Genomic DNA, 17574 nt, shown 5'->3' with positions numbered 1-17574 from the left:
TCTCCCGAACGCTCATGAGCCGGGGGCCGCCGTTCGGCCCGCACACGAAGTGAACCCCAGATCGGAGGAAGATCCAAAGGCTGCACTGGTGACCGTTGTCGTTCCCGTTGACGCAACTGTTTCCGCAGGTCAGCGGCGTATCGGTGGTCAGGTCGTCGCAGTGGCCCGGTGGGGACCGGCGGGCCGGAGTCACTCGGTGGCCGGCACCGGCTCGCCGGACCGCCTTCGGACCCGGGCCACCACGGCGGCGCCGACCAGGGCCTGCAGCACCCGCAGGTCCTCGCCCTGCTCGGGGTGCCACTGCACCCCCAGGGTGAAGCCGCCTCCTTCGACGGCCTCGACGGTGCCGTCGTCGGCGTGTGCGGAGACCGTCAATCCGCTGCCCAGCCGGTCCACCGCCTGGTGGTGGTAGGTCGGGACGGACACCGTGCCCTCCGGCAGCAGCCCGGCGAGCAGCGTCCCCGGCACCGGCCGTACCGCGTGCCGCCCGTAGCCCCGGGGGCTGCCCAGGTGCTCCTCGACGTGGTCCAGGTGCTGGATCAGCGTGCCGCCCAGGGCCACGTTCAGCAGCTGCATGCCCCGGCAGATGCCCAGCAGGGGCAGGCGGGCCGCCAGGGCGGCGTGCAGCAGGGCCAGCTCCCAGGCGTCGCGCTCCGGTGCGACGGCGCGGGTCCTCGGGTGCGGCCGGGCGTCGTAGTAGGCGGGATGGAGGTCGGGGCCGCCGGAGACCACCAGGGCGTCGAGGCGGGTCAGTGCCTCGGGGGCGCGCTGCGGCGAGTCCGGCGGGAGGAGGAGGGCGACTCCGCCGGCGGCCTGGACCATCGCGGGGTAGCGGGCGGACAGCAGGACGGCGCGCTGCCTGTCCCAGCTGTCCCAGGTCGCCTCGGTGAGGTGGGTGGTGATGCCGATCACGGGCCTGGTCGTCATAACCGGATTCTCCAGCTCCGGATGCTGACCCGCAGTCAACGGGCGGTCGTCCGGCCGCTGCTGGGAGTAGGGTCGGATATGCCATTCGCGGCGTTCTGTCGATTTCTCATCGGAATCTCATCGGAAAATCTCGGAATCGGCGCTCTGCTGATATCGCACTTATCCGGAACCGTTTAGATTCTTCAGCGTGAGCGAGCAGATTCCCGCCGGGTGGTACCCGGACCCGCAGGACGTCACCAGCGATCCCCGGCCCGAGCGCTGGTGGGACGGCCGGGGCTGGACGGCCACCACCCGTCCGGCGGCCGCCACCGGGTCGCAGTCGCAGCCCGGCGGGCAGCCGGGAGCCTCGGCGGACCAGCAGGTGCTGGTCGGTGAGGTGCTGTCCGGCGGCCCGACGGTCCACTACCCCGAGCTGCCGCCGGCCGGCGCCGAGTACGGGAGCGGCTTCGGCGCCACCCCGCCGCGCGCCCGCAGGAAGCCGCCGAAGGCGGTGGTGATCGCCGCGACCGTGGCGGCGCTCGCCGGTCTGGCCGTCGGCTCGGGCGTCACGTACCTGCTGACGGACCACGGGTCGAGCACGACCGCGGCGCAGCCGAACGGCGGCAAGCAGGGCAAGCGCTTCGGCGGGAACGGTGGCCAGGGCTTCGGCGGCCCCGGGCTGAACGGCGGCCCCGGTTCGAAGGGTGGCTCGAACGGTGGCTCCAACGACGGCAGCGGTGGCCTCGGTGGGGGCGGCGGTGGTCTCGGTGGCCTCGGCGGTGGCGGTGGTCTCGGCGGCGGCCGTGGCGGTGGCGGCCTCGGCGGCGGGGCCAACGGTGGCGGAGCGGTCGGCGGTGCCGCCGTGGACATGGTCAACGGCATCAGCATCCCGGTCCCGTCAGGCTGGACCGGCGGCACCAGCAGCGACGGCTTCGCGGGCCTCACCGTCGGCTCGTACACCTGCGCCGACGGCACGGACAACTGCTCCCTCGGCGGTGTGACCACCGGTCACCTGGACGGCACCGACGCCAAGGCGGCCGCCGAACAGGACATCGCCACCGCCGCCAAGGACTCGTACGGCGCGATCAAGGGGCACCAGGAGCTGAAGTCCGGCGCCGTCACGGTGAACGGACGCAGCGGCTACCTGGTCCGCTGGAAGGTGTCCGCACCGCAGGGCAACGACGGCTACGTGGAGAGCGTGGTCTTCCCCAGCTCCGACGGCAAGTCCCTGGTCTCGGTCCACCTCGGTTTCGACATCGCCGACAAGGCCCCGTCCGTGGACCAGATGGACGCCATCGTCAGCAGCATCACCACCTTCACCGGCGGACCCGGCGGCGGAGCGACCGGGGGAAGCAGCACCTGACCCTCGCGGCTTGCAGCCCGCAGCCGCGGTACGCGGTGCGCGGTGCCGGTCACACGGCACCCAGGGCGCGGAGAACCACGTGAGCGACCCGGCACACCCCTCGCGGAGTGCCGGGTCGCGGGGTTTCCGCGCCCGTGCACACGGCCGGCCGGCGCGGGAGCCGGTGCGGGCGGCGGCGCCTTCCCGGTCCCGGCCTCGGTGCGACGGTGCATGCCGTCGTCAGCGCCTCGCCCACGGTCCGGCGGCACCCTCCGCTCCCGCGTCCCGCAGGCCGGTGTCGGCCGGTCGCCCCTCGCCCCTCGTCGCTCCCGGGGCGTCCCGCGGAGCGGGCCGGGAGCCGTCAGGAGTCCCCGATGTCCTGACGGGTCGTCATGTTGGCGATCCGGCCGCTCTGCACCACGATGCCGCGGTAGGTGCCGCCGTTGATGACGTTCCTGACCGAACCCGGCTCCGCCGCCGGGCCGAACTCGGCCAGCAGGTCGCGGAGTTCCTCGGCTGCCTCGGGATCGGCGGCCAGCGCCCGGCGCAGCCGGCGGGCCCACTCGGCGGCTGCGGCCGTACCGTTCCCGGTCGAGCGGAGGTCCTCGCGGACCTCGTCCAGCTCCTCGGCGATCTCGGTCGCCCGGTCACGCCCGAACAGCGCCGCGAAGCGGCCGCGCGCCTGCGTCCACAGCTCGGTCGCCATCAGGCCGACCAGCGTCGTGGCCCCCGATGTCGCCAGTGCCGCGATCTCGGCCTCCACCGGCCACCCCCTCGCTCCTAAGGTGCCCGCCAGCCTAGGACACCCCGTCGAGGGCTGTCCCCGGAACGGCGAGGTGCGACCTCGGACCGGCCCGGCGGTCAGGGTCAGAGGAAGGTCCGTCCCTCGCCCCGGTACGTCGGGACGGTCCGCACCACCCGGTCCCCCTCCACCAGGTGCAACTCCGCGAAGCGCTCGCACAGTTCGCCCGCCTTGGCGTGCCGGAACCAGACCCGGTCGCCGATCAGCAGATCGTCCGCCGCCGAACCCAGCAGCGGGGTCTGCACCTCGCCCGCGCCCTCCTGCGGGTCGTACTCCAGCCCCTCGGGCAGGTGCGGGACGGGGGAGCGGTCCGCGCCCGCAGCCCCCGAGGCCGGGTAGCCGCCGCCGAGCACCGTCACCACCCCCACGCCGGGCCGCCGGACCACCGGCAGGGCGAAGAGCGCGGCCGGACGGCCCCGGAAGGAGCGGTAGTTGTCGAAGAGCCGCGGTGCGTACAGCCCGGACCCGGCGGCCACCTCGGTGACGGCCCGCTCGCGCACCGTGGACTCGACGCTCCCGGTGCCGCCGCCGTTCACGAACTCCAGCTCCGCCACCTGTCGCAGCCGCCGCACGGTCTCCGCCCGCCGCCCGGCCAGCTCGGTCCGCGCCTTCGCCTGCATCAGCTGAATCGTCCGGGACCGCAGCGGCCGCCCCTGGATCCGGTCGCCGACCCCCGCCACGTGCCCCTCGTACGCCATCAGCCCGACCACCCGGAAACCCCGGCGCTGCTGGACCAGTTCGGCGAAGGCGCCGAGCGCCTGCGGGGTGCGCAGCGGCGAGCGCCGGGCGCCGATCCGGACCCGGCCGCCGAGCAGGTGCAGCGCGGTGTCCAGCTCCAGGCAGACCCGCACCTCCTCGGTGCCCTCGCGGGCGGCGTCGATCAGATCCAGCTGCGCCGGGTCGTCGAGGACGACCGTCACGGTGGCGGCCAGCTTGGGATCACTGGTCAGCAGGCCGAAGTTGGCGCGGTCCGCCGACGGATAGGCGAGCAGGACGTCGTCGAAACCGGCCCCGGCCAGCCAGACCGACTCGGCCAGCGTGAAGCTCATGATCCCGGCGAACCCCTCGACGGCCAACACCCTCTCCAGCAGGGCCCGGCAGCGCACCGACTTGCTCGCCACCCGGATCGGCTTCCCGCCCGCGCGGCGCACCAGATCGGCGGCGTTGGCGTCGAAGGCGGCCAGATCGACGATGGCCAACGGGGCATCGAGGTGCGCGGTGGCCCGGTCGTAGCGGGCCCGGTCGGAGGCCGTCCCGGCAACGGGTCCGGCAGCGCGGAGGTTGACCATGCGCGCAGCGTGCCACACCGCCCCTACCGCGGGGTAGGGGTCGGCAGCCCATTGGGACACACCCCCGGCCGGGCCGGGCCGGGCCGGGCCTCGCCGGAAGCCGGAAGCCGGAAGCGGGAAACGGGAAGCGGCGGCGGGTGGTTTCCCGCGCCGGGGGTTGCCCGGCCGGTCGGGGCGTTCGCCCGGCGGCGTTGCGGCGTTGCGGGGTTGCGGCGCTGCGGGGTTGGCCCCGGGACCCGTGGGCCGCCGAGGGCTCCCGGGTCGGTCGGGCACCGGTACCGCTCCGTGCGGCGGGCAGTCCTCGCGGGCCCCGCACGCCCGTCCACCCCGTCCGTCTGCCCACCTCCAGCCCGGTCGGACAGCGCGGCCGAGCAGCGCGGCCGAGCAGCGCGGTCATAAGGTGGCATAGGCTCGACCGGGTGGACCGCAAGAACATCCCGAACCCCGGATTCGCCGACGACGACGGCACTGCCGACCCCCGCCTCAGCGCCGCGCTGGCCGCGTGGGCCGAGGACCGGGCCGCCGAGCCCGGCGTGCTCGAAGCCCTGACGCCCAGTCGGCTGATGGTCCCGATCGTCGCCCTGCTCGGTGAGGTGGAGACCGACGCCAACGGGCTCAAGCACGAGAAGACCAGCGACATGGCGGTGCCGGTGATCGAGGCCGCCGACGGCCGCCGCGCCCTGCCGGCCTTCACCTCGCTGGAGACCATGGCCCGGTGGCGCCCCGACGCCCGCCCGGCCCCGGTCGCTGCCCCGCAGGCCGCGATGGTCGCCTACTCCGAGCGCGCCGACACCCTGCTGATCGACCCGGCGGGCCCGGTCAGTTACCCGCTGAGCGGTGCCCGGCTGCGGGCCGTCGCGGAGAACCGTCCGTACCTGCCGCCCGTGCAGGACCCGGAGGTCCGGCAGGCGGTCCGGGCCCTGCTCGCCGCCGAACCCGCAGTCCTGCGCGCCGAGCTGCGCCCCTCGGCCGCCGCCGGGACCGACGCCGTGCTGGCGCTCGCCCTCGAACCGGACGCGCAGGTGGCGGAGTTGGCGCAGCGGCTGGCCGCGGCCCTGGCCGGTGACGCCCTGCTCCGGGTCAGGCTCGGCCAGGGGCTCGATCTGGCCCTGCTCCCGGCGACCAGCACGCCCACCGGGCAGCCCCTGTACGAGCGCGAGGTCTCGTAGCGGCACCCGGGGGCGGCACTCCGGGGCGCGGGGCTGGACCGACTGCGCCGCCCGACCGCGCCGACTCGGCTGTTCCGAGCAACGGCGCCGACCGGCCGCCCGGCCCGCCAGGCGGCCCGGGCGGGCACCCGTCTGCTGGACTCCCCGCGCCCCGGGGCCCGGCTCCCCGCGCCCTGAGGTGCGGTCCGGTCCGGCGCCGCCGGGCCGCCTGCCCGTCAGCTGTAGACGGGACCGGTGAACTTCTCGCCCGGGCCGGAGCCGGGGGCGTCGGGGACCAGGGAGGCCTCGCGGAACGCCAGCTGCAGGGAGCGGAGCCCGTCGCGCAGCGGGGCGGCGTGGAAGTTGCTGATCTCGGGAGCCCCGGCGGTGACCAGGCCGGCCAGCGCGGTGATCAGCTTGCGTGCCTCGTCCAGGTCCTTGTCCTTGTCGCCGCCCTCGGCGAGGCCGCACTTGACGGCGGCCGCGCTCATCAGGTGCACCGCGACGGTGGTGATCACCTCGACGGCCGGGACCTCGGCGATGTCGCGGGTGAGGTCGTCGAAGCCGAGGGCCTCGTCGTTCGGGTTGCTGTCGGTGCTCACGGGGTGCTCACTTCGTCCGGTCTGAAGAGGTACACAGGGAGCGTACAAGGGGCCGCCGGAGCGCTGACCAGCAGAATGGACTCGGGTCAGGAATACGTACCGGGGTCGAAACGCTGGTATGCTTCGAGACTGACCGGCCAGGAGCCCGCAAGGATTCCCGGCCAGCAAGAGGAGGCTCCACCTCAGGAGGCCCGAGAGGGCAACCGCGAAAGTCTCCCACCTGTCCGGCCTCGCGGTCGGAGGGTCCGGTCCGCGACACCGGCCGCAAGGTCCGGAAGTCGCCAGCAGCGTCCGTCCCAGACGGGTGCCGCTCCCGGTTGTGTGGAGCCCCGCTTGTGTACCGAGCGGGGCTTTTTTCGTGCCGCGGTGCTTGCACCGCGAAGCAGCGCAGCACGAATGAAGCCCCGCCCAGTGGTCGAGTCCACTACGTGCGACCGCCGTCCGACGGCCGCATCGCAGAAGGTGCAACCGAGGAGGCCCCATCAGCACCGAGCCCCGCATCAACGACCGGATTCGCGTCCCCGAGGTGCGACTCGTCGGTCCCAGCGGCGAGCAGGTCGGCATCGTGCCGCTTGCCAAGGCGCTGGAGCTTGCGCAGGAGTACGACCTTGACCTTGTCGAGGTCGCGGCGACCGCCCGGCCGCCGGTGTGCAAGCTCATGGACTACGGCAAGTTCAAGTACGAGTCGGCCATGAAGGCCCGTGAGGCGCGCAAGAACCAGGCGCACACGGTCATCAAGGAGATGAAGCTCCGGCCGAAGATCGACCCGCACGACTATGACACCAAGAAGGGTCACGTCGTCCGGTTCCTCAAGCAGGGCGACAAGGTCAAGATCACGATCATGTTCCGCGGTCGTGAGCAGTCCCGCCCCGAGCTGGGCTTCCGACTGCTGCAGCGGCTCGCGAACGACGTCCAGGACCTGGGATTCGTCGAGTCCTCGGCCAAGCAGGACGGCCGTAACATGATCATGGTTCTCGGCCCGCACAAGAAGAAGACCGAGGCGATGGCCGAGGCCCGCGCCGCAGCGGACGCCCGCAAGGCCGAGCGTCAGGGCCGGAACGTCGGTCCGAACGACGCCGGCGAGGCGGATGACGACGCTGCGCTCGAGGCCGAGAACGCCGCTGCCGAGGCGGAGGCCGCGCAGGCCGACGCCGAGGACGCCGAGGTCGAGCAGCCGGCCGAGGCCGCTCAGGACGCCTGAGCCCCAGGGCTCACGGCGGTTCGGGCGGACCGGCCACCGAGGTACCGGGGCAGCCTGCCCTGCGTACCAGTGATCCATCCAGTTCGCCGCCCGCGCTCCCCGGAGCGCGGGCGGTGGGCGGACCGACGAGGAGATACGGCGACATGCCGAAGCAAAAGACCCACAGCGGCGCCAGCAAGCGCTTCAAGATCACCGGCTCCGGCAAGGTGCTGCGCGAGCGTGCCGGCCGTCGCCACCTGCTCGAGCACAAGCCCTCGACGCTGACCCGCAAGCTGGCCGGTACGGTCGAGCTGGCCCCGGCCGACGCCAAGAAGATCAAGAAGCTTCTGGGCAAGTGATCGCCCTCCCGCCTGGGCCGCAGCCGCGGACCGGTGGGCCAGCTGATCCTTCCCGACCCATTCGAATGACGGACCACGTGAAGTAGTCCGTGGTCCAACCCAAGGAGTAATCAAGTGGCACGCGTCAAGCGGGCAGTCAACGCCCACAAGAAGCGCCGGGTCATCCTGGAGCGCGCCAGCGGCTACCGCGGCCAGCGCTCGCGCCTGTACCGCAAGGCCAAGGAGCAGGTCACCCACTCGCTGGTCTACAACTTCAACGACCGTAAGAAGCGCAAGGGCGACTTCCGTCAGCTGTGGATCCAGCGCATCAACGCTGCGGCCCGTGCCAACGGCATGACCTACAACCGCTTCGTCCAGGGTCTGAAGGCCGCCGGCGTCGAGATCGACCGCAAGATGCTGGCCGAGCTGGCCGTCAACGACCAGGTCGCGTTCGTCGCGCTGGTCGAGGTCGCCCAGAAGGCGCTGCCGGAGGACGTCAACGCCCCCAAGGTCGCCGCCTGATCCAGGCCGGAGCTTCGGCACCGTAGCTGATCCGCTCAGACCCGCAGGCTTGCCTGCGGGTCTGAGTGCTTCCCAGGGTCATACCCGCAGAGCCGCCCACAGAGAACGAGAGCATGCAGAGCACCGACACCCCCCTGCTCACCTCCCTGCGCTCCCCGCGCGTCGTCGCCGCCCGCAAGCTGGCCCGGCGCAACCAGCGCAGCAAGGACCGCCGCTTCCTCGCCGAGGGCCCGCAGGCGGTCCGGGAGGCGGTCGCGTACGGGCAGCTGCCGGGCTCGGACGAGCACGCCGTGGTCGAGGTCTATCTGACCCAGGAGGCCGCCGAGCGGCACGCTGACATCGTCGGCGCCGCCGGGGCGGCCGGTCTGCCGGTGCTCACCGCCACCGACGAGGTGATCGCCGAGATCTGCGACACCGTGACCCCGCAGGGCATCGTCGCGCTCTGCCGCTTCCTCGACACCCCGTTCGAGGAGGTGCTGAAGGCCCGCCCGCAGCTGGTCGCCGTGCTCGCGCACGTGCGCGACCCCGGGAACGCGGGCACCGTCCTGCGGACCGCCGACGCGGCCGGGGCGGACGCGGTGATCCTCACCGACGCCTCGGTGGACCCGTACAACCCGAAGGCCGTCCGGGCCTCGGTGGGCAGCCTGTTCCACCTGCCGTTCGCGGTCGGCGTGCCGGTCGAGGAGGCGGTCGGCCGGCTGCGCGAGGCCGGCGTGCGGGTACTGGCCGCCGACGGCGCGGGGGAGCGCGACCTCGACCAGGAGCTGGACGAGGGCACCCTGGGTGCGCCCGGCGCCTGGGTGTTCGGCAACGAGGCCTGGGGTCTGCCGGAGGAGACCCGCGCACTCGCCGACGAGGTGGTGCGCGTCCCCATCCACGGGCACGCCGAGAGCCTCAACCTCGCCACCGCCGCCGCCGTCTGCCTCTACGCCTCAGCTCGTGCCCAGCGCTCGCCCGGAGGGTGTCGCGCACAGGGGTAGGGACGCTAGGGTCGGGCCGTGGGGGAACGGACACGGTGGGTAGTGCCACCGACACCAGCGCACGGCGGACCGGGCGGCGGAGCACGGACCGGGCCCGCCGTGGCAGCCTCCGGCACCGGAGGCTCTGAGCGGGGAGGACGCCCATGGTCGGCAGCGGGTCCCAGGTGAACCCGGACGACCTGCCGGACGGCTTGGTGATCGCGGACGCCGCGGGCGAGGTGGTCTGCTTCAACCGGGCCGCCGCCCGGCTCACCGGGATCCGCGCGGCCCTCGGCACCCCGCTGGAGCAGGCGCTCCCGCTGGAGGACCTGGACGGTCGCCGCTGGTGGCAGCTGACCGACCCGTACGGCGGGCTGGCCATCCGCACCGGCCAACCCGAACGCAACCTGCTGCTGCCGGGCGGCCGCGAGGTGCTGGTCTCCGCCCGGTACGTGCGCGACCGGCCCTGCGGCCCGGTCCGGCAGGTGGTGGTCGCGCTGCGCGGCACCGAGGCACGCCGCCGCACCGAACGCAGCCACGCCGAGCTGATCGCCACCGTCGCGCACGAGCTGCGCTCGCCGCTCACCAGCGTCAAGGGCTTCACCGCCACGCTGCTGGCCAAGTGGGAGCGGTTCACCGACGGGCAGAAGCGGGTGATGCTGGAGACCGTCGACGCCGACGCGGACCGGGTCACCCGCCTGATCGCCGAACTCCTGGACATCTCCCGGATCGACGCCGGACGGCTGGAGGTCCGCAAGCAGGTGGTGGACCTGGCAGCGGCGGTCCGGCGGCACGTGGACGGCAAGGTCGCCGCCGGGATCCCGGCGGACCGCTTCGACATCAGGATCGCCGGGCCGCTCACCCAGCTCTGGGCCGACCCCGACAAGATCGACCAGGTGCTGGCCAACCTGCTGGAAAATGCGGTGCGGCACGGCGAGGGAACTGTCACGATCGAGGTGGCGCCCGCCAAGGAACTGGTCGAGGCGGCCGGCTGGGAGCGTCCCGGCACCCCGCCCAGGGCCCTGGAGGGCCGGGTCATCGAAGGGACCGCAGTCACCGTGAGCGACGAAGGAACCGGCATCCCCGAGGAGTCGATGCCGCGCGTCTTCACCCGCTTCTGGCGCGGCTCCAAGCGCGGTGGCACCGGCCTCGGGCTCTACATCGTCAAGGGCATCGTCGAGGCCCACGGCGGCACCATCAGGATCAGCCGCGCGCCCGGCGGCGGCGCCAGGTTCCGATTTATCCTGCCCGCCGGGGTGCCCGACTTCATGCTGTGAGGCGGCTGAGCGACCAGCGCAGCCCGCTCCACCGCCCTTCGAGGCCCTCCCCCGGCGGGCGCACCGCGCGGACGCCCGCCCAGGGTGTGTACGCGCTGCGACTACACTCGACCTTTGGCGTTGTGGGACGCCCTGCGCGGCCGCGCCGCGGACACCCTTCCCGATCGGTACGGAAGCGGCTGCCCGTGCCCCGGCCACGCCGGGCGTAGCGCAAGGGCGAGACGGACCCCTTCACTTCACGAGCAGGAGCACGGGAAAGATAGCGATGTCGGCACCCAACAAGTCGTACGACCCGGTAGAGGTCGAGGCATTGAAGCCCGAGGTGGTGGAGCAGGCCCGGGACGCGGCGTTCGCCGCGTTCGCCGCGGCCGGCGACCTGGCGCAGCTCAAGGAGGCGAAGGTCGCGCACACCGGCGACCGGTCGCCGCTCTCGCTCGCCAACCGTGAGATCGGCGCGCTGCCCCCGCACGCCAAGGCCGCCGCGGGCAAGCTGATCGGCCAGGCCCGTGGCGCCGTCAACCAGGCCCTGGCCAGGCGCCAGGCCGAGCTGGAGGCGGAGCGCGACGCCCGCGTGCTGGTCGAGGAGGCGGTGGACGTCACGCTGCCCTACGGCCGCACCCCGCGCGGCGCCCGCCACCCGCTGACCACGCTCGCCGAGCGGATCGAGGACACCTTCGTGGCCATGGGCTACGAGGTCGCCGAAGGCCCCGAGGTCGAGGCCGAGTGGCTCAACTTCGACGCCCTCAACCTGGGCCCGGACCACCCGGCCCGCTCGATGCAGGACACCTTCTTCGTCCAGGCCCCGGACGGCTCCGCCGACTCCGGTGTGGTGCTGCGCACCCAGACCTCCCCGGTCCAGGCCCGCACCATGCTCGACCGCGAGCCCCCGGTCTACGTGGTCTGCCCCGGCCGGGTCTACCGGACCGACGAGCTGGACGCCACCCACACCCCGGTCTTCCGCCAGGTCGAGGGCCTCGCGGTGGACGAGGGCATCACCTTCGCCGACCTCAAGGGCACCATCGAGCTGCTGGTCTCCAAGCTGATCGGCGACGGCCTCGAACTGCGCTGGCGCCCCTCGTACTTCCCGTTCACCGAGCCGAGCGCCGAGATCGACCTGCAGTGCTTCGTGTGCCGCGGCGAGAGCGTCGGCAACCCGGACAAGCCGTGCCGGACCTGCTCCTGCGAGGGCTGGATCGAGCTCGGCGGCTGCGGTGTGGTCAACCCGCGCGTGCTGGTCGCCTGCGGTGTCGACCCCAACCGCTACAGCGGATTCGCCTTCGGCCTCGGCCTGGAGCGAATCCTGATGAACCGCCACAACGTCGCCGACATGCGCGACATGGTCGAGGGTGACGTCCGCTTCACCCTCCCGTTCGGGATGGAGATCTGATGCGCGTCCCGCTTTCCTGGCTGCGCGAGTACGTCGACCTTCCGGCGGGTGAGAGCGGCCGCGACGTCGCGGCCCGCCTGGTCCGCGCCGGTCTGGAGGTCGAGACCGTCGAGCAGATCGGCGGCGACCTCAAGGGCCCGCTGGTGGTCGGCGAGGTGCTGTCGATCGAGGAGCTGTCCGGCTTCAAGAAGCCGATCCGGCACTGCTTCGTCAACGTCGGCGACGCCAACGGCACCGGTGAGCCGCAGGAGATCGTCTGCGGTGCGACCAACTTCGCGGTCGGCGACAAGGTCGTGGTCGTCCTCCCGGGCGCCGTGCTGCCCGGCCCGTTCCCGATCGCCGCGCGGCAGACCTACGGCCACACCTCGGCCGGCATGATCTGCTCCGCCCGCGAGCTCGGCATGGGCGACGACCACAACGGCATCATCGTGCTGGAGTCGCACCACGAGCCCGGCACCGACGCCATCGAGCTGCTCCAGCTGGTGGACGAGGTCCTGGACATCGCCGTCACCCCGGACCGCGGCTACTGCCTGTCCATGCGCGGTGTGGCCCGTGAGGCCGCCGCCGCGTACGGGCTGCCGCTGGCCGACCCGGCGCTGCTGGACGTCCCGCCGGCCAACTCCTACGGCCACCTGGTGAAGGTCGCCGACCCGGCCGGCTGCGACCGCTTCGTCGCCCGCACCGTCACCGGTATCGACCCGAACGCGCAGTCGCCGATCTGGCTCCAGCGCCGACTGCAGAAGTCCGGCATCCGCCCGATCTCGCTGACCGTCGACATCACTAACTACGTGATGCTGGAGGTCGGCCAGCCGCTGCACGCCTACGACCGCGAGCGGGTCGACGGCCCGATCCTGGTCCGCCGGGCGGAGCAGGGCGAGACCCTCACCACCCTGGACGGCGTCGAGCGCAAGCTCTCCGCCGAGGACCTGCTGATCTGCGACAACTCCGGGCCGATCGGCCTGGCCGGGGTCATGGGCGGCGCCTCCACCGAGATCCTCGACCCGGCCGCCGGTCCGGGCACCACCGAGGTCGTCATCGAGGCCGCGCACTTCGACCCGGTCACCGTCGCCCGCAGCGCCAAGCGGCACAAGCTGCCCTCCGAGGCGTCCAAGCGCTTCGAGCGCGGCGTCGACCCGGAGGCCGCCCGCGCCGCCGCCCAGCGCGCGGTCGACCTGCTGGTCCTGATCGCCGGCGGCACCGCCGAGGCCGGGGTCACCGACATCGCCGCACCGCACCCGCTGCGCACCATCGCGATCGCCGCCGAGCTGCCGGACCGGGTCGCGGGCACCGAGTACGGCCGCGAGACCGTCACCCGGCGCCTGCAGGAGATCGGCTGCACCGTGGTCGGCGCGGACGTCCTGGAGGTCACCCCGCCGAGCTGGCGCCCCGACCTCACCGACCCGTACGACCTCGCGGAGGAGGTCATCCGCCTGGAGGGCTACGACAACGTGCCCGCCCGGATGCCCACCGTTCCGCCGGGCCGCGGGCTGACCGAGGCCCAGCGCTTCCACCGCCGCACCGGCGTGGCGCTGGCCGGGGCCGGCTACGTCGAGGTGAACAACTACCCGTTCGTCGGCGAGGCCGCCCTCGACGCCCTCGGGTTCGAGAAGGACGACGAGCGCCGCCGTACGGTCACGCTGGTCAACCCGCTCAACGACGAGGAGCCGTCGCTGCGGACCTCGCTGCTGCCCGGTCTGCTGGGCTCGCTGCGCCGCAACGTCGGCCGGGGCAACACCGACCTGGCGCTGTTCGAGCTGGGCACGGTCTTCCTGCCCAAGGCGGAGCCGAAGACCGCGCCGCGGCTGCCGGTCGACCGCCGTCCGACCGACGAGGAGCTCGCCGCCCTCGACGCCGCGCTGCCCGACCAGCCGCGCCGCGTCGCGGTGGCGCTCGCGGGTGAGCGGCTGCCGTCCGGCTGGTGGGGCAAGGGCGGTGCCGCCTCCTGGGCGGACGCCGTCGAGGCCGCCCGCACGGTCGCTGCCGCGGCCAACGCCGAGCTGACGGTCCGGCAGGCCCAGCGGGCCCCGTGGCACCCCGGCCGCTGCGCCGAACTGGCCGTCGGCGACCGGGTGGTGGGCTACGCGGGCGAGCTGCACCCGCGCGTCATCAAGGCGCTGAACCTGCCCGAGCGCACCAGCGTGATGGAGCTCGACCTGGACCTGCTGTTCGCCGACGGCGGGCAGCGGGTGAGCGGTCCGGCCGTGTCCTCGTACCCGGTGGCCTCCCAGGACGTCGCCCTGATCGTGGACGCGGCCGTACCGGCCGCCGAGGTGGAGGCCGCGCTGCGCCAGGGAGCGGGCGAACTGCTGGAGTCCATCCGGCTGTTCGACGTCTTCACCGGTGAGCAGGCGGGCGAGGGCAAGAAGTCGCTGGCGTACTCGCTGCGCTTCCGCGCCGCCGACCGTACGCTGACGGCCGACGAGGCCTCGGCCGCGCGCGAGTCGGCCGTGGCGGCTGCCACGGCCCGTACGGGCGCGGTGCTGCGCGGCGCCTGATGCGCAGGCGCGGCACCTGAGCGGGTGCGGCAAGAGCCGAAGGGCCCCCGGAGCGGAGAGCTCCGGGGGCCCTTCGGCGTTCTCGGGCGTTGTGGCCCCGTGGCGGCCCCGTGGCGGCCCCGTGGCGGCCCCGTGGTGGCTCGCGGTGGGGTGCAGTGGAGTGCGGACCGAATCGGCGGAGCAGGTGTGACCTGCGAACTCACCCTCTCCCAGGGGGTGTTGAGCCTGGGTGGCGGTCGGTGCGGGCCGGTGGGCGCGTCGGGATTCGCCGTGCCGCGCCCCTTGCGGTGAGCGCGTCAAGCGGCGTAAAAATCCGTTAGGAAAGTTTCCTAATCCTCTCCTCGGGCACCCCTGTGCCCGGCGACAGAAGACGGAGCGTCATATGCACTCGCAGCACCGGGTCGGCCGTATCGCCCTCGCAGTCGCGCTTGCCGTGATCCCCGCATCGCTCGCCACCGCCGGGGTCGGGCACGCCGCGACCCCCGCCGCCGCGGCGGTGAAGGCCGGGGCCGGCCTCGAGGACGCGCACAAGAAGGACATCGCCATGCAGCTGGTGTCCAGCGCCGAGAACTCCTCGCTGGACTGGAAGGCGCAGTACAAGTACATCGAGGACATCGGCGACGGCCGCGGCTACACCGCGGGGATCATCGGCTTCTGTTCCGGGACCGGTGACATGCTCGACCTGGTCCAGCACTACACCGACCTGAAGCCCGGCAACGTCCTCGCCAAGTACCTGCCCGCGCTGAAGAAGGTCAACGGCTCGGACTCGCACTCCGGCCTCGGCACCCCGTTCACCAAGGACTGGGCCACCGCCGCCAAGGACACCGTCTTCCAGCAGGCGCAGAACGACGAGCGCGACCGCGTCTACTTCACCCCGGCCGTCAACCAGGCCAAGGCGGACGGGCTGCGCGCGCTCGGGCAGTTCATCTACTACGACGCCATCGTGATGCACGGTCCCGGCAACGACTCGGACAGCTTCGGCGGCATCCGCGCCGCCGCCATGAAGAAGGCCAGGACGCCCGCCCAGGGCGGTGACGAGGCCACCTACCTCAATGCCTACCTGGACGCCCGCAAGATCGTCATGAAGAAGGAGGAGGCGCACAGCGACACCAGTCGGGTCGACACCGAGCAGCGGGTCTTCCTCAACGCCAGGAACTTCGACCTGAACCCGCCGCTGAAGTGGAAGGTCTACGGCGACCCGTACAGCATCAACAGCTAATCCAGGGTGGGCAAAACGGTATTCAAGTCGGGTGGGATGACAATTCGTCATCCCACCCGATGTGCTTCCCGGTTGGGCAAAATAATCGGCATGCAAGAACATTAATGACTGTCGTACTGTCCTCCCTTGCGCCCCTCCGATCCGGAGGGGGATGAGCGGCTCCGCTCACCTGTCTTCCATGGGAGTTCACCACCGTGTTGTGCTCGAACTGCGGCACCGCGCCTGCCCTGCCGCACGGCCGCTGCCAGCCCTGCGCCGCCGGCTACGCGCCCGCGCCGGGTCACCCGCCGCAGCAGCCGTCCACCGCCGGGCTCAAGTCCCCGCGCGGGACCGGTATCGCGGCCTCGGTGCTGCTGGGCGTCTGCGGCTTCGCCGCGCTGCTCGCGCTGCTCGCGGCGTTCGGCCTCTACCGGCAGGCGGACACCGACCGGCTCGACCTGGCCAGGGCGGCCGTGACCGTTACCGGTGGCCTGCAGGTGCTCATGATGGCGGTCACCGCAGTGGTGTTCATCATCTGGTTCTACCGGGTGAGGGTGAACGCCGAGATCTTCGATCCGGCCGGCCACCGCCGCGGTCGCGGCTGGAGCATCGGCGCCTGGTTCACACCCGTGGTCTTCCTCTGGTTCCCCCGTCAGATCGCCGGTGACACCTGGCAGGCGAGCGCCCCGGCGGACCCGCAGGGCATCCGGCCGCTCGTCTCGCAGGCGCCGGTCAGCCTCTGGTGGGGGGCCTGGATCGCGAGTGCGGCAGTGAGCCGGATTTCCGGGCGGCTGTACGGCCGGGCGCTGGATGCGGACGACTTCCGGGGTGCGGCCGGGATGATGGCGGTGGAAGCCGTCCTCGACCTCACGGCGGCGGTGCTGGCGATCCTCTTCGTCCGCAAGCTGACCGCTCTGCAGCAGGCCCGGATCGCCGAGCGCTCCGCCTGGTACCACGGGGCGCCGTCTGTCGTCGGCAGCGCCCCGCAGCCGGGCCTGCCGGTCTAGGGTCCGTCTGCGGACTCCCGCCCGCCGGGCGCCCGCCGGGCGCCCTTCGGGCGGACGGCGGGACTTCGAGGACAGGACCTCCAGGAGACCGGCTCAGTACGCGGTGCCGTTCGCGAAGTCGTTCGCGAAGGTGCTCTCGACACCGTCGAGCACGGCCTGGTCGTCGATGATCAGGCCGAGCTCGCGGTTGCTGTTGAGCGAGTTGTCGGAGAAGTTCTCCGAACCGGCGAAGACCTTGGCGGTGGCGGTGCCGTAGTCCGCGACGATGGCCTTCGCGTGGATGTACAGGCCGGTGGTGGAGGAGTAGGTGACCACCGAGCCGCCGGCCGAGGTCACCTGGTCGAAGTTGCCGCCGTAGCTGCTCGGGTCCATGCCGACCACCCGGACGGTCACCCCGCGCTGCTCGGCCGCCACGATCGCGTTCACCAGGTCGGTGTCGCCGAACTCCAACTCCTGGACGTCCAGGGAGTGCTGGGCGCCGTTGATCAGGTCGAGCAGCCGGCTCTCCGAGTCGGTCGGGGACCAGACCAGGTGGTCGCCGTCGGCCGGGGTGACCGAGGTCCTGGCGTAGTCCGCGGCGAAGACCCGCTCGATCGCCGCGACGTCGGCCGAGTCGTCGTCGAAGACCCCGTAGTCGCGGCTGGAGGAGTAGTACGTGGAGTCCAGGTTCCCGGTCAGGATCAGGGACTTGGTGCCGTCCACCGTGATCGTCTTCTGGTGCGTGTAGACGTACGCGGAGGAGGAGTACGTCACGCCGACACCCGCGGCCTTGAGGGCCTTGTAGGCCGAGCCGTTCACCGTGGTGTGCTTGGCGTCCAGGATCACCCGGACCTTCACGCCGGCCTTCTCGCGTTGCACCAGGGCGTTCACCGCACTGGTGTCGCGCAGCTCGTACATGGTCACGTCGACCGAGCTGGTGGCCGAGTCGATGAAGCTGTAGACCGCGCTGTGGTCCTGGTCGGGGAAGGTGAGCAGCGCGAACGTCCCGCTCGACGCGGACGCCTGGCCGGCGCCCGTGAGCAGGGATATCGCGGACAGCAGCGCGGTGCCGGCGAGAGCGCAGGACCGACGGGCGAGACCGAATCTGGACATGCCGAACTCCGGTTCCGGGATAGGGGGATG

General features: G+C 72.6%; 16 protein-coding genes. 11 read left to right on the top strand and 5 right to left on the bottom strand.

The annotated features are described in order from the left end of the window. Positions 1-189 precede the first annotated feature (189 nt). Positions 190-927, bottom strand: a complete 738-nt coding sequence (locus ACFC1R_RS15805) for a gamma-glutamyl-gamma-aminobutyrate hydrolase family protein (RefSeq protein ID WP_375938780.1) — start codon at positions 925-927, stop codon at positions 190-192. Positions 928-1114: 187 nt separating this feature from the next. Here ACFC1R_RS15805 and ACFC1R_RS15800 point away from each other — a divergent pair, with 187 nt between their 5' ends. Further along, entirely contained in the window at positions 1115-2269 is a 1155-nt protein-coding gene (locus ACFC1R_RS15800; protein WP_375938778.1) for a DUF2510 domain-containing protein, read from the top strand. Between the two features lie 340 nt (positions 2270-2609). Here the strand turns inward: ACFC1R_RS15800 and ACFC1R_RS15795 are convergent, their stop codons facing one another. Then, complete coding sequence (locus ACFC1R_RS15795) at positions 2610-3011, bottom strand: hypothetical protein (RefSeq protein WP_375938776.1); 402 nt, start codon at positions 3009-3011, stop codon at positions 2610-2612. 104 nt (positions 3012-3115) lie between these two features. Next, positions 3116-4339: an amino acid deaminase/aldolase gene (locus tag ACFC1R_RS15790; RefSeq protein ID WP_375938774.1), complete on the bottom strand. Its 1224-nt coding sequence runs from the start codon at positions 4337-4339 to the stop codon at positions 3116-3118. A 419-nt stretch (positions 4340-4758) separates the two neighbouring features. Between ACFC1R_RS15790 and ACFC1R_RS15785 the strand changes: the two genes are divergently transcribed. Further along, a complete protein-coding gene (locus tag ACFC1R_RS15785; protein WP_375938772.1) occupies positions 4759-5508 on the top strand; it encodes an SseB family protein in 750 nt (249 codons plus the stop codon). A 215-nt stretch (positions 5509-5723) separates the two neighbouring features. On the opposite strand, the gene ACFC1R_RS15780 is transcribed toward ACFC1R_RS15785, so the two are convergent. Then, a complete protein-coding gene (locus ACFC1R_RS15780) occupies positions 5724-6089 on the bottom strand; it encodes a DUF1844 domain-containing protein (protein WP_375938770.1) in 366 nt (121 codons plus the stop codon). Between the two features lie 481 nt (positions 6090-6570). Between ACFC1R_RS15780 and infC the strand changes: the two genes are divergently transcribed. The 9 genes from infC to ACFC1R_RS15735 all read left to right on the top strand — a co-directional run bounded on the left by infC (position 6571) and on the right by ACFC1R_RS15735 (position 16452). Continuing rightward, a complete protein-coding gene (infC, locus tag ACFC1R_RS15775) occupies positions 6571-7290 on the top strand; it encodes a translation initiation factor IF-3 (RefSeq protein ID WP_375938853.1) in 720 nt (239 codons plus the stop codon). A 143-nt stretch (positions 7291-7433) separates the two neighbouring features. Next, the gene (rpmI, locus tag ACFC1R_RS15770; protein WP_045302606.1) at positions 7434-7628 is read left to right on the top strand and encodes a 50S ribosomal protein L35; all 195 of its coding nucleotides are present in this window, start codon (positions 7434-7436) and stop codon (positions 7626-7628) included. Positions 7629-7742: 114 nt separating this feature from the next. After that, the gene (gene rplT, locus ACFC1R_RS15765) at positions 7743-8129 is read left to right on the top strand and encodes a 50S ribosomal protein L20 (RefSeq protein WP_375938768.1); all 387 of its coding nucleotides are present in this window, start codon (positions 7743-7745) and stop codon (positions 8127-8129) included. 113 nt (positions 8130-8242) lie between these two features. Then, positions 8243-9109 (top strand): TrmH family RNA methyltransferase, encoded by an 867-nt coding sequence (locus ACFC1R_RS15760; protein WP_375938766.1) that lies wholly within the window; start codon positions 8243-8245, stop codon positions 9107-9109. 143 nt (positions 9110-9252) lie between these two features. Further along, the gene (locus ACFC1R_RS15755; RefSeq protein WP_375938765.1) at positions 9253-10365 is read left to right on the top strand and encodes an ATP-binding protein; all 1113 of its coding nucleotides are present in this window, start codon (positions 9253-9255) and stop codon (positions 10363-10365) included. Positions 10366-10630: 265 nt separating this feature from the next. Next, positions 10631-11752, top strand: a complete 1122-nt coding sequence (gene pheS / locus ACFC1R_RS15750; RefSeq protein WP_375938763.1) for a phenylalanine--tRNA ligase subunit alpha — start codon at positions 10631-10633, stop codon at positions 11750-11752. Then, complete coding sequence (gene pheT, locus ACFC1R_RS15745; protein ID WP_375938761.1) at positions 11752-14247, top strand: phenylalanine--tRNA ligase subunit beta; 2496 nt, start codon at positions 11752-11754, stop codon at positions 14245-14247. Before pheS ends, pheT begins: the two co-directional genes overlap by 1 nt. Before the next feature lie 382 nt (positions 14248-14629). Further along, positions 14630-15466, top strand: a complete 837-nt coding sequence (locus tag ACFC1R_RS15740; protein WP_375938760.1) for a chitosanase — start codon at positions 14630-14632, stop codon at positions 15464-15466. 194 nt (positions 15467-15660) lie between these two features. Next, positions 15661-16452, top strand: coding sequence for a DUF4328 domain-containing protein (locus ACFC1R_RS15735; protein WP_375938758.1), 792 nt, complete (start codon positions 15661-15663; stop codon positions 16450-16452). 93 nt (positions 16453-16545) lie between these two features. Here the strand turns inward: ACFC1R_RS15735 and ACFC1R_RS15730 are convergent, their stop codons facing one another. Beyond that, a complete protein-coding gene (locus ACFC1R_RS15730) occupies positions 16546-17544 on the bottom strand; it encodes a phosphatidylserine/phosphatidylglycerophosphate/cardiolipin synthase family protein (RefSeq protein ID WP_375938756.1) in 999 nt (332 codons plus the stop codon). Positions 17545-17574 lie beyond the last annotated feature (30 nt).

Source organism: Kitasatospora sp. NPDC056138, from assembly GCF_042264695.1.
Taxonomy (GTDB): domain Bacteria; phylum Actinomycetota; class Actinomycetes; order Streptomycetales; family Streptomycetaceae; genus Kitasatospora.
This window is presented reverse-complemented; position numbering and strand designations above follow the sequence as displayed.

Coding starts and splice junctions, on each gene's coding strand:
- ACFC1R_RS15805 (WP_375938780.1), bottom strand. CDS start 927: ATGACGACCAGGCCCGTGATCGGCATCACCACCCACCTCACCGAGGCG.
- ACFC1R_RS15790 (WP_375938774.1), bottom strand. CDS start 4,339: ATGGTCAACCTCCGCGCTGCCGGACCCGTTGCCGGGACGGCCTCCGAC.
- rpmI (WP_045302606.1), top strand. CDS start 7,434: ATGCCGAAGCAAAAGACCCACAGCGGCGCCAGCAAGCGCTTCAAGATC.
- ACFC1R_RS15760 (WP_375938766.1), top strand. CDS start 8,243: ATGCAGAGCACCGACACCCCCCTGCTCACCTCCCTGCGCTCCCCGCGC.
- ACFC1R_RS15755 (WP_375938765.1), top strand. CDS start 9,253: ATGGTCGGCAGCGGGTCCCAGGTGAACCCGGACGACCTGCCGGACGGC.
- pheS (WP_375938763.1), top strand. CDS start 10,631: ATGTCGGCACCCAACAAGTCGTACGACCCGGTAGAGGTCGAGGCATTG.
- pheT (WP_375938761.1), top strand. CDS start 11,752: ATGCGCGTCCCGCTTTCCTGGCTGCGCGAGTACGTCGACCTTCCGGCG.
- ACFC1R_RS15740 (WP_375938760.1), top strand. CDS start 14,630: ATGCACTCGCAGCACCGGGTCGGCCGTATCGCCCTCGCAGTCGCGCTT.
- ACFC1R_RS15730 (WP_375938756.1), bottom strand. CDS start 17,544: ATGTCCAGATTCGGTCTCGCCCGTCGGTCCTGCGCTCTCGCCGGCACC.